Consider the following 11,942-nt stretch of genomic DNA (forward strand, 5'->3'; position numbering starts at 1 on the left):
GGGCGTGATCTGAGGTTTCTGGTGGCGGCCAGGGTGGTGCGTCCGGCCTTTGCTGCCGGTGGGCCTCCTACTACGGTCAGACCGCCGTGCCGATCAAACCGCCGATCGCCCACGTCACGCCGAGGGCGAGTAGGCCGCCGATGAGCACCCGGGCGATCGCGCGGCCGCGGGGACTGCCGCCGAGGTAGGAGCTCAGCCAGCCGGTGATCACAAGGGCAACCGTGACGGCGAGGAACGTTGCGGGCAGGCGCCACGCCGGCGGTGGCAGCAGCACAGCGAGCAGCGGCAGGATCGCGCCGACCGTGAACGCGAGGGCGGAGGCGAACGCCGCATGCCACGGGTTGGGGAGTTCTTCGGTGCCGATGTGTAACTCGACCTCGAGATGCGCGGCGAGGGCGTCGTGCGCGGTGAGCTCGTCGGCGACGCGCCGGGCCGTCTCCGCGCTGAGCCCCTTCGCTTGGTACATGTGCGCAAGCTCGGCGAGCTCTTGCTCTGGCACGTTGGCAAGCTCCCAGCGTTCCTTGGCGATCAGGGTGCGCTCGGTGTCGCGTTGGCTGCTCACCGAGACGTATTCGCCGAGGGCCATCGAGATCGCCCCAGCGAGCAGGCTCGCGACGCCCGCGATCAGGATCGCCGCGGAATCCGGGGTGGCCGCGGCCACACCGACGACGAGTGCGGCGACGGAGACGATACCGTCATTCGCGCCGAGCACACCGGCGCGCAGCCAGTTGAGCCGTTCGGCGTGGCCGGGGGCGTGCGGTTCGATGCCGTGGTCGAGTTCAGTCATGTCGAAAGTCAAGCAGCTTCTGGCCCGTTGCGCTATTTACGGAGTCGCCAGCCCGACCATCACGGGCACGCTCCGCGGGCGCACAAGCGGCGCAGCAGGGAAGGGGTCGGACCACACGGGGCGAGGTCGGGAAAAGCGGAGCGCTCGTCTGTTGCTTATCGACCGCGTTCACTGCGCTGTCCTCGTTCCTCGTCGGCTCCGTGCACTCCCAGCGGTCTCAAAGCACAGACGCAGTCTCTGACGATCCTGGCCACATTCACTCCTCATTCTTCGTCACTCAATCTGTCACACCTCTGGCATTAGTAATCAACGAGGTAGGCTGACCCCCATGATGACTGTGCATATCCTTTCCGCGGGAGACGGGTATGCGTACTACATCAGCGAGACTGCCAGCGGTGATGTGAAGCGCGAGGCGGGCCAGGAGCTGGGCGACTACTACACCATCGAGGGCAACCCTCCCGGCGTCTGGGTGGGTTCAGGATTGGCCGCTCTGGGCGTTTCAGGTGCTGTCACGGAGGAGCAGATGAAGGCCCTCTTTGGTGAGGGTTTGCACCCGGATGCGGAGCAGATCATTGCCGCAGCCCAAGCTCAGGGTAAGACCGCTGCCGAGGCGATGGAGCTGGCCAAGCTGGGCCGCGCTTATTATTCGTACAAGCAGGGAACTACCGACCTCCGCGAGCAGATCGAAACGGGCTACGGCGACTTCACCCGTATCAATCACCGCGAACCTAACGCGGAAGAACGCCGCGTGATCCGGGTCCGCGAGGGCGCGCAGGCGTTCCGCACGGCCAAGGGCCGGCAGCCGGCAGACAAGGAAGAGTTGGGCCGGTTCATTACCGCGGCCACCCGCCCGACACAGCAGGCCGTGGCCGGATTCGACCTGGTCTTTTCGCCGGCTAAGAGTGTGTCAACGCTCTGGGCGCTGGGCGATAACGAGACCCGGAAGGCGATCGAGGAGGAGCATGAGGCCGCGATCAGTGACACCGTCGGCTACCTCGAACGCGAAGCAATCGCCACCCGCGCCGGCACTAACGGTGTCGCCCAGATCGACGTTGAAGGCGGCCTAATCGCAACAAGGTTCCGACACTACGATTCCCGCAACGGTGACCCGCAGCTGCACGATCACTTGGTGGTTGCGAACAAGGTCAAAGGCGTGGATGGGAAGTGGCGCACGATCGATTCCAAGCTGTTGCACCGTCAGGGTGTGGCCGCATCGGAGTTCTACAACCAACGTGTGATGGACAGAGTTACCGACCGGCTGAACCTGGCAACCGAGCTGCGCGAGGTCGCCCCGGGCAAACGCCCCGTGATCGAAATCGCCGGGATCGATGAACGCCTCACCGCCGGCTTTTCGACCAGGTCGGCCGGGATCAAAGAGGCCATAGTCAAACTCGAAGCCGAGTACCGCGAAACCCACGGACGTATCCCGGACATGAAGGCTCGTATTGCCCTGGCACAGCAGGCCACCTTGGACACTCGGCCGCAGAAGCTCCACGCCCGGGCACTGTCGGAGCTGCGGACGCTCTGGCGCGCACAGGCCGCAATCCTCGTAGGGGATCGTGCTGTGGGAGCGATCCTAAGCGCCGCCCAGGCTCATGCACGGGACAACGGCACCCCCAAGGCTCCGGCCCAGAACATCACCCTGGCGCAGGCGGCCGCCCAGGTTGTCGAGACCGTGTCCGAGCATCACGCCGTGTGGGGACCGCACACGATCGAGGCCGAAACCCGCCGCTACATTCAGGCACAACGCAGCTCCGGCAACACTGTTGAGGGCACGGTCGAGCAGATCACACGGCACGCTCTGAACACCGATTCCATTACTGTCACGCCGCCGGCACCGCACGGCGCTTTCCAGCCCCTCACCCGCCGCGACGGCACGAGTGTCTACGAACACAAGGGCCGCCAGCTCCTCACTTCTCGGAGCATCCTGGCCGCTGAGGACACACTGCTGGATGCTGCGCGCACCCGCACGGCTGCGCCCGTGTCCCGGGACGTGTTCGACCAGGTTGCGGCGAAGGAAGGCCGGCACCTCGACGCCGGCCAGCGCGAGCTTGCCCGGGTATTCGCCACCAGCAGTACACGCCTTGTCGTGGGCTCTGGCCCTGCCGGCACGGGTAAGACCACGGCGCTGCGCGTAGCGGCCCGGGCCGTCGAAGCGCAGGGCGGCAAGGTGATCGGCTTGGCCCCGTCCGCGACCGCGGCCGCGGTGATGAAAGACGCAATCGGGATCGACGCCCGGACGATTCACTCATTCACTTTCCAGAAAGGCAGCCTGGCCGAGCTGCTGCAGCAAACGGAACGCATCGAGGGTGTGGACCTGAACCCGGGCGATGTGATCGTGGTGGATGAGGCCGGCATGGCCGGCACCACCAACCTGGCCAAGGTCACCCGCATTGCCCAGCTGCACGGCGCACACGTCCGCCTCATCGGAGATGACCGCCAGCTCTCCGCCGTCGAGGCCGGCGGCGCGCTGCGCCTCCTGGAGAACGAAGTTGGCTCCGTCAAGCTTGAGCAGCTACACCGGTTCTCCAACAATGACGAAGCCGAGGCGACGAAGCTTTTGCGGGACCCGGCAACGACGGGCGACCCGTTCGCTTGGTACGTCACGAATGATCGCGTAGCCGGCGGCAGCGTGGACCGGATGGCCGGGGAAGTGTTCTCGGCCTGGCAGTCGGACACCACAGCCGGCCTGCACTCGGTGATGCTCGCACAGCAGAACAGCACCGTGGCCGAGCTGAACGCCCGCGCTCAGGCGTTCCGCATGAGTGAGGGAATCGTCACGGGCACGCAGTCAGCGCCGCTGCGGGACGGCCTGGCCGCCTACCGGGGCGACACGGTTGTGACCCGGGTGAACAACTCGCAGTTGAAGGTCAGCGGCGGCCGCGACATCGTCAAAAACGGTGACCTGTGGACTGTGGTGAAGGCGCACCGAGACGGAACCCTGACCGTCAGCAACCAGGGCACCGGGGGCACGATCACCCTGCCGAAGGACTACGTGACAGGAGCCGTTGAACTGGGCTACGCGTCCACCATTCACCGCGCCCAGGGCATGACCGCCGACACCGCCCACGTCCTGGCAGACAGCAGCACCAGCCGGGAACTCGTTTACGTGGGACTGACCCGTGGCAAGCACGAAAACCACCTGTATTTGGAGACCGCCGACGCCCAGCCGGTCAGTGATGTTCTCGACCAGATCGCGGGCAACGCTGACGGCATGCTCTCGGCCACCGAGACTATCCGCGCCGAACAGGCCCGGGTAGATGACCTGGTGACCCTCATCGACCAGTACGGCGACGTGCACGAGCGCGCGGACGTGCTGCGCTTTGCGAAGATCGCCAACCAGGGACTTGGCGATGACCTGGCGACCACGCTGCGCGAGCAGGAAAGCTGGGGCGCGGTCGAGGCTGCGCTCCGCCATTCCGAGGCCGCCGGCATGGACCCCGCCGACACCATCCGCCAGGCGTGGACGCAACGCGACATGAACAACGCCCAAGACCAGGCCGCCGTGCTGGCCTCCCGGATCAGCGACAACACCGACCGCCACCGGGCCACCGTGCCGGCCGAACAGGAGAAGGCCGCCCCGGTAGTGCCGGCTTGGATCGCGCCGCGGCGCGCGATCGACTCCGAACACACCGCGCCCGAGTGGCGCGAACACCTGGCCGAACGCTACGACTACCTACACACCCGTCTCGAGGAGCGCGGCGCGACGATCGCGGCCGAACAGCCCGCCTGGGCGGCCGGGCTGGGCGAGGTTCCCGCCGACGTCGACCGCCGGCAGCAGTGGACGGAATTGGCCGCCGAGGTTTACGTGTTCCGCAGCCAGTACCGCATCGACCCTGAGGAAACCGTCGCAGTGCCGGCGGACTACCGGCAGCGCCCCGTGGGCGCTGACCTGGCCGAACGGGTCACGGCCATGCACAAGTCTCAGGTTCTCAGCTCACGTCCCGCCGCCACCGAAGAGGACCGGCAGCGCGCCGCAGCAGCGGCCACAGCCGCCGCTCTCCGCGCCCGACAGGCCGCGGCGGCACGACCGGGCACCACCGCTGTTAAAGCGCCACAGAAGGCCACGGATGCTAAATCAACGGCTCAGAGGATGAAGGAGCAGCAGCAGAAGCGTGCGGCCGACCGGGTCGAGCAACTGCGCCGGCAGGGCGTCAACGTGAAGGTGCAGAAAGCGAGTGACCGCGGCCGGCAATCGGGGGCGGATCAGGCTCCCGCCCGTGACCAGGGCATCGAACGGTAGCCCCTGGACACACGGAAGGGCACCCGCGCTGTGTTGATCTGCATCATCAGCCCGTTTGGGGGCTGGTTTGCATTCCGACCTCCCTGCTAAAAAGTAGCCGGGGACCGGAATTCCACCGGAATGGTCGCTCTCGCCTGCGGTAGCACTGTCTGAAGATCACGTCCGCACCATCGTCTTTCTGGGGGAAATATGCGTTGGTCTTTGCCTGCATACATGTCAGCGACGGCTCTGATCGTTGGCGCGATGATGGTGCCTACGGCGGCCGCGCATGCGGCCGGGGGCCCACCGTTCACTGAGTGCCCAGCCGTGAACTATGCATCGAGTTGCGGGATTGAGTTGCAGGTGAACCAGGATGGTTCGGTCTCGGTCGCCGCAGATACCTCTGTGGGGACATACGATGGCGCGGACGACACGTTGGTGGGCATCGTGAACAACTCAACCGTGCCAGTGGCCGCTGTAACGGTCACGGGACCAGGCTCTGGCCTGGCGGGATTCGATGGCGACGGACTCTGCGCTTATGCCGGCTGCAGCTACGGACCCACTGGTTATGAAGGTCCCGGTACTTCGCTGGTGACCAGTCCGACCCTGCCCGACTCGGCCGAGGCTGATTTCACCCCGCTCTTCAGCCAGGAGCCACCGCCTACTTCTCGCTTGAAGGCCCCCTGCAGTACGCACAACTGACCGCACGCACAGGCCCGCTGAAAGGCAACACCGTACAACACACCCTGATCTACGTGCACGGCATCAACGAAGAGTCCACAGGAATTACAACGACGGATTTCAAGTCGATGTTCGACCGTGTTACGAACAAGAAGTACGTCGGATTTGTTTACTACGAGGACCTTGCGCCAGCAAGTCCGGTCCTTGGGATACCCGATTGTCGCGATGGGCTGCCCGCTGACGTGCTCACGAAGGCGGCGAGTGCGCAGGGCATGCCAATATCCATCAGCGATGCAACGGGGACGCCCAACTGTGATGGATCCAGTGACATTGGGATCAATGCGATCAAACTGGATGAACAAATCCAGAAGGAATACCACGACAGTGGCAACCAGCCCGTGATTCTCGTCGGATACAGCATGGGTGGCAGCATCATCCGCGGAATGCTGGCGTACTCTCAAACCGTCAACGACCATGTTGCGGAGACGATGATCGATAGCGTGTCCTTCATCCATGGTGTTCAGCAGGGGTCCTACCTGGCGAACATTGGGCAAGTCGCTGCTTGTTCGTTCTGCGGTTTTTTTCCAGTCCCGCCTCTGAGCTCGGGCATCGTGGGTATCAGCGATTTGATTCACCTGCCACTGAACCGTCCGGCCAGCCAGGAATTGCAGGAGGGCAGCGCATGGTTTCGATGGGTCAATTCTCATTCCTCTCATTTACCTCCTATCCCTTTCTTCAACACCTACGGTGACCTTCGAATCGTCGCTCCCATCTGTCCGGTATTTGGTCTCTACGGTTGCTTCAATTACGGCGACAACACCTCACTGGGCGACGATGTTGTGCTCCGCGGCACAGACGAACCAACCGACACGTCAGCTGAGGGTGGCCAGAAATTTCTCAATGGACCTCGCGGCGCACAGAACTGGGAATTCGTTCAACTGCACCGCTACACCTGGGATCCCTTGTATCCGCCCAGTGAATCCATCGCCTTGGGTCAGGCCATGTTCGATGCCCCCGAGCAGCACCTGAACGTCAGATTTGACATGGGCCAGACCCTTGTCAATGACTGCCAGACCAATGCGTCGATCAGTGCGGATGACGAGTTGGTGCTTCTGCTCAACGGCCGTGCCAACGGCACCCCCTACAACTGCAAACCGTGAGGACCATCATGAGAAAACGCACTCGTTTCGGCTTGACTGGCCTCGCCGTCATCGGCCTGGCAGCACTGGTCGTCGTCAACCTTCCCGGTCACGCGGAAGCGGCCGTGAATTTCAGCGATCCCAGCGTTGGCTTCCGTGACCAAGCCAGCGGCGCGTACCTGCGCATCGACCTGGACTCCGCGGCTGTTGGAGTGGGCCAGTTCTACTTCAGCGCACCGGGCGTGGGACTCGTCGTCCCCGCGAAGCCGGCGACCCTGGACCCACACAGCGCCCACGACGAACAGTTCCGCTTCGATGGTGCCGGCACCCAGTATGCCTCGGCTGTGCTGACCAGCGACATCGCCCAACCCGTCCCGAGCGGGGCATCGGGCACGGCAACCATCAAAGTCATCGGTCATGACGACCCGACCGCGCGCACCGCGAACGTGGAAGTGTGGATCAACGGCAAGCACTTCACCCTGAAAGCTGCGCCCGCCCCGCGCAACGCCGGCCCCACCCTGACCGCGGTCATCACAGCGCTCAAAGCAACAGACCTGGGTGCGCTCTACGACCTGGGAGACCCGAGCCTTCGAAACGGGCTCACCCGGGAACAGTTCGTCGCCACCATCGGTGCTACCGGCGGCGGCAGCGTCACAGGTTTGACTCCCACAGGCGCCACGACGTACGTCACAACTAGTGCCGGGGCGGACTTCGCGCTCACCCCGATCACCTTCGACTACGTCAAGAGCGGTGTTCCCGGTGAAGTCACAGCCCACCTCCGCCTCATCTACACCGGGGGCCAGTGGCGTTACATGACCATGCAACCAGACAACGCGCCCTCGAACTCGGACAGCAACGCGCCTGACCCGACCGTGCCCTAGTATCCCAATTGACCAACTCGACGCGGCAGGCAAGGAGAACGGTGTCAAGAACGACTCGGTCTTTGAGCGCGGTGACGGCAGTCGGCGTGTGTTTGCTGCTGCTGACTGGCTGCGTGCCCGGACAATCCATCGACAGTCTGGCCAAACAACCCGAAGCCGCATTGACCTACCCCGGCAGCACTGACGTCCGCACCAATAATGTTCCGGGGCGGGTTCAATTCGGGCTCGATGGCGGCGACGTGGCCATGACCGGTATATCCGGGACGACAACGCACACGCAACGCGAGGTCCTCGCCTTCTACTCGCACGCACTGGCAGCGAACGGCTGGACACAAACCACAGACGATCCTCGCGCCGAGACCGCGTCGGGAATGCCTTCTCACTTTATGCAATGGGACAAGAAGAAGCCTTACCTCACGTACGTCATCGCCGTTACGACTGAGGGTGAAACAACGAAGTACGAAACTCAACTGAAATCGTTGCGGTAACCCAGGGACTAACGTGAGGTCACGTCCCGAGATTGGTCCCAAAATTGCCGAGGTAAGCTTCGTCCGGCTCGGCCGCATTCATGCGAACCGGTGGCGACCGGATTAGCTGCTTAGCAAGGTACGGCCCAAACCTCGTATCGAGGGACTTTGGATCGGCACGACACTGGACACGACCACACTGACCAGGCTCTGAGAACAAGCCCAAAAAGAAGGCGCGATCAACCGCCTCGATCGCATCACCACAGCGGCGAACGGCAGCGATGCCACGACTGAAAAGAAGGAACTCGACACCTTTGTGAGCGATGTATCTGGCGCAGGCAGCACCGCTGGTGCTTGCGCACGATCTGCGGTTGGAACGACCCGTCCCGGTCCCGCGGCACCTCGATCGGGACCGGCCCGATATCCGTCAAGACCGTCTTCGTCCGGGACCCGTTCCGTGTATTCGAGGCCGACCCGGACCTCTCGTGCTTCTCGTAGCCGAAGTGATCGGTGATCTCGCCCTCGAGCGCGGATTCCAGGACCATCTTCGTCAGCTGGCCCAGCAACCCGTTCTCGCCCGTCAGCGCGAGCCCCTGTTCCCGTGCCCGCCCGACCAACTGATCCACGAGCCGGCCATCCACCACGTCCTCATCCTTCACCGTCGCCACGGCCTCGTCCTCCACGACGTCAAGAATCACATCAGTCATCAGGCACCTCCATTGTTAGGAGTTACACCGAAAATCGTATAGTCCCTACGGAGCTCACGAAGGTCGTGGAGCGCATCGCGCTTGCCGGCTGCGTCGGCCCACCGTTGTTTCCGTTTCAGAGGATTCGCTCGTAGCGCTTGGTCTTCGCGTCTCCGGGCGGAGACCGAAAAGTGCGCCGGCACTGCTCAGCTATCGTCACGCACTCTTCTATCTGCGCGCAACATCGTCTCACACCGCTGCCGGCACGTGGGCAGGGCCTATATCCCCTACGCGTGGATTAACGAGTGGATGTCCGGAAGGCGGTCCTTCCTGTCTGTGGCGCCGATCCCCGTCATCAGAATCATCCACATCGCCTCAAGGCGGTCATCCACATCAAGCCATTGCGACCGCGCACGAGACAGCGACTGGACACCCGTGAATGCGGAGATCTATTTCATCGGCCAGCGTTTATTCGCCAGACATCCAAGCTGTCGGCAATACTCTCAAGGCGTGCCCCATGTCCCAACCCGATCGCGGATCCCGCGCCACGCCGCACGATGAGCCGAATCTCTACGCTCTGCCCGTTCGATACAGTGAAGTCAAGTTCGAGTGTAGGCGTGGTCCCGGTGCGCAGTTGTTCCATAACCAGACCCATCTGTGTAATTGTCCGCCATTCCTGGTGGATTAATTGCACAACCGCATCGTCCGAGGACGATTGCCAGATGCTGAGTCCGGAGTCGTCGACGGCGATCGCGAGTGCCCACTCCGGGAGCGTGTCCGCTCTGAGCGCCCCCAGCACCTGCTTCGACATCGGAGTTTGGGCCGCGTATACGATCAGAGCGTTTGGCATCACTTGTCTAATTGCGGTAGTCGTTGCGGCGTCACGCCGACTCAAACCCATTGCCTTCGCGATGATTTCGTACGCGATGAAGAGGACGGCGAAGGTTGCCGCTACGACAGCCCCTGTTCCGAGTAAATCCGTTGCCGACAAACTTCCCAACTGTCCGTCAGCGAACGGAAGGACACGCACCAGAATTAGTACGCCGCTAAGGACAAGAAACCCAATCCACCATGCTCGGCTGCGTTTCACGTAGGGCATTTTCATGTTCCACTCCTTCAGCTGCTCTTTCAAATGCCGCCGCCTATACAAACAGGCCCGAAATGTCTCGAATCGAAGCGATTCTCGGTTGGCTCAACAAGGAGCTGACCCAGACTGTCGCTTGCACTCCTTGCAGGCGTGGATTCTAAGTATCCACGGCGGTGGTGCGTCACAAGTTACTGTGCGAGCCTCGACCTTGAAGTGTCTATATGCCGCCCTCGTGCGGGCATTCTTTGCCTGCAGCGGAACCGACCCCAAAGACTGCGTCAAGGGTGGAAGAGGCGGATCACCGGGTATTCCACGGCCCTGCGTAAGAGCATCGGGAACTGAGATCACACCATGAATCGTCACTCGAGCGGAGGTCTGAACATGCGTCGTTTCGTGAGGTTAGGCGTCGTGTTCGGTGTCGGAGTGTCCGTGGTGGCGGGCTGCTCGTTCAACGCGCCCGACGCGGGGACAACAGTTTCACAGATCCGGGTGGTTCCCATCCTCAGTAATCCTCCATCCGGTGGTGTTCTGATCGGCCGAGCCGAGTACCTCGGAAGCTCCGAACCGAATATAGCGAAGGACGCCGGTGCCAGGACCGTCTTCGCCGCTCCAGCTGTCGAACCTCGATATCGTCACCTACGACACTGCTGGTAACACAACGAGTCTCGGCTCGCTGAAGGATGCCAACGTCATCAATCACAGCCCGATTTATAACGTGCACGACCAAGAGAGCGGCTTTTAAACCAAGCCGACTCTGGTGCGGCACTAGCTTGGCTAACGGCCGACAACTGCCCCCTCAATCGTTACAACGGCCAGGCCGCTTTCACCTATGACGCCTTTGAGGGCGGTTCCGTGAATTCCGTGTCGGCTTCATACGGAGCCCTCTCCGTGAGCACATCTGGCTCCCCGTTGGAGTTGCAGAAGTCAACACAGCCGTTCGCATTCGTCTACTAGCCAGCTGAGCGTGGTCGGTGGGATTCGTTCCGACCGGCCGCGCTTGACGACACGCACCGCGAATTAGAATTGAATGGATCAATGAAATCTTCGTGGGCTGGCTTCGTTTTCGCAATTAGCGCACTCATACTCGTCGGCTGCTATTTTTCCCCTGGAGCACCGCTGGCGCTTCTATTCTTGGCTGGGGCTGGCGCCGCTGCAGGACTTAACAACCTGCTGTAATCAGTACCAACGGATCTCGCCCGCGACCCGTACGAACCATCGCACCCCGAGTAAGAACGCAAAATTACTCGGCCGTGACTCCAGTCTTGCAGAACACTTTCAGACCGCGGGTCTGGTCAGAGCTCGATTCACGCCATCAGGCTAGCAATCCCTAGTGTCGGATATTTCGCGAATTCACAAGCCACCCCTCAAACAACGGCTCAGAGGATGAAGGAGTAGCAGCAGAAGCGTGCGGCCGAACGGGTCGAGCAACTGCGCCGGCAGGGCGTCAACGTGAAGGTGCAGAAAACGGGTGACCGCGACGGCCGGCAGTCGGGGGCGGATCAGGCTCCCGCCCGGGATCAGGGCATTGAACGTAGCCCCTGGACACACACCATCTGTGGGGCCTTCGTCTATTGCCCGACTGGCGGTTGCCATTCGTCTGGGGGCAGAACAGCAGCAATGGCGGCGATGTTTGTGTTGCGGGTTCGTTGGGTCAGATGACCTTTGGTCAGGGAGCAGTCTTTGAACGGGCCGGTCTGAGGGTTGAAGAGGACGGCTCGGTGGGCGTCCCAGTGGCGTAGCCACCAATCCGACAGAGCCCCGAGCGACTCGCTCGTCTCTATTTCCTGGTGGGCCAGAAACAGCGCCCACAGTCGGGCGTTTACTTCCGGGTGTAGCCACCACTCGGGGCACCACGGCGCGGACTCGCGACTATCGGTTACCTCGACCGTGCGGAAGTGCTCCGCGAACCAGTCCAAAAATCGGCCCGGTTATCTATGGGCTCTTCATTGCCGGCCCCTTCGGCGGTTTCGTCGTTCCCAGTGTCGCGCTCGT

The 11,942-nt window shown here is 62.6% G+C and carries 7 protein-coding genes and 1 pseudogene; 4 read left to right on the forward strand and 4 right to left on the reverse strand.

Annotated elements, in window-relative coordinates; translation table 11 throughout:
- Window positions 1–76: 76 nt before the first annotated feature.
- Window positions 77–787 carry a VIT family protein gene (locus tag RGU41_RS00145; protein WP_322135110.1) on the reverse strand — a complete coding sequence of 237 codons (711 nt, stop codon included), beginning with the start codon at window positions 785–787 and terminating at the stop codon, window positions 77–79.
- A 328-nt stretch (window positions 788–1,115) separates the two neighbouring features.
- Between RGU41_RS00145 and mobF the strand changes: the two genes are divergently transcribed.
- The 4 genes from mobF to RGU41_RS00165 all read left to right on the forward strand — a co-directional run bounded on the left by mobF (window position 1,116) and on the right by RGU41_RS00165 (window position 8,198).
- Window positions 1,116–5,030 (forward strand): MobF family relaxase, encoded by a 3,915-nt coding sequence (gene mobF / locus RGU41_RS00150; protein WP_322135111.1) that lies wholly within the window; start codon window positions 1,116–1,118, stop codon window positions 5,028–5,030.
- Window positions 5,031–5,764: 734 nt separating this feature from the next.
- Window positions 5,765–6,850, forward strand: a complete 1,086-nt coding sequence (locus RGU41_RS00155) for a hypothetical protein (protein WP_322135112.1) — start codon at window positions 5,765–5,767, stop codon at window positions 6,848–6,850.
- Between the two features lie 8 nt (window positions 6,851–6,858).
- Window positions 6,859–7,710 (forward strand): hypothetical protein, encoded by an 852-nt coding sequence (locus tag RGU41_RS00160; RefSeq protein ID WP_322135113.1) that lies wholly within the window; start codon window positions 6,859–6,861, stop codon window positions 7,708–7,710.
- 62 nt (window positions 7,711–7,772) lie between these two features.
- Window positions 7,773–8,198 (forward strand): hypothetical protein, encoded by a 426-nt coding sequence (locus tag RGU41_RS00165; RefSeq protein ID WP_322135114.1) that lies wholly within the window; start codon window positions 7,773–7,775, stop codon window positions 8,196–8,198.
- Window positions 8,199–8,521: 323 nt separating this feature from the next.
- Here RGU41_RS00165 and RGU41_RS00170 read toward each other — a convergent pair.
- The 3 genes and pseudogenes from RGU41_RS00170 to RGU41_RS20595 form a co-directional block, all read right to left on the reverse strand.
- Window positions 8,522–8,887: pseudogene (locus RGU41_RS00170) on the reverse strand (transposase); the annotation flags it as partial.
- Window positions 8,888–9,317: 430 nt separating this feature from the next.
- Window positions 9,318–9,968: a hypothetical protein gene (locus RGU41_RS00175; RefSeq protein ID WP_322135115.1), complete on the reverse strand. Its 651-nt coding sequence runs from the start codon at window positions 9,966–9,968 to the stop codon at window positions 9,318–9,320.
- Window positions 9,969–11,518: 1,550 nt separating this feature from the next.
- Window positions 11,519–11,866, reverse strand: coding sequence for a DUF4913 domain-containing protein (locus RGU41_RS20595; RefSeq protein ID WP_416173122.1), 348 nt, complete (start codon window positions 11,864–11,866; stop codon window positions 11,519–11,521).
- Window positions 11,867–11,942 lie beyond the last annotated feature (76 nt).

The sequence above is a fragment of the Cryobacterium sp. 10C3 genome (assembly GCF_034314285.1).
Classification (GTDB): domain Bacteria; phylum Actinomycetota; class Actinomycetes; order Actinomycetales; family Microbacteriaceae; genus Cryobacterium; species Cryobacterium glucosi.

Coding starts and splice junctions, on each gene's coding strand:
- RGU41_RS00175 (WP_322135115.1), bottom strand. CDS start 9,968: ATGAAAATGCCCTACGTGAAACGCAGCCGAGCATGGTGGATTGGGTTT.
- RGU41_RS00145 (WP_322135110.1), bottom strand. CDS start 787: ATGACTGAACTCGACCACGGCATCGAACCGCACGCCCCCGGCCACGCC.
- RGU41_RS00160 (WP_322135113.1), top strand. CDS start 6,859: ATGAGAAAACGCACTCGTTTCGGCTTGACTGGCCTCGCCGTCATCGGC.
- mobF (WP_322135111.1), top strand. CDS start 1,116: ATGATGACTGTGCATATCCTTTCCGCGGGAGACGGGTATGCGTACTAC.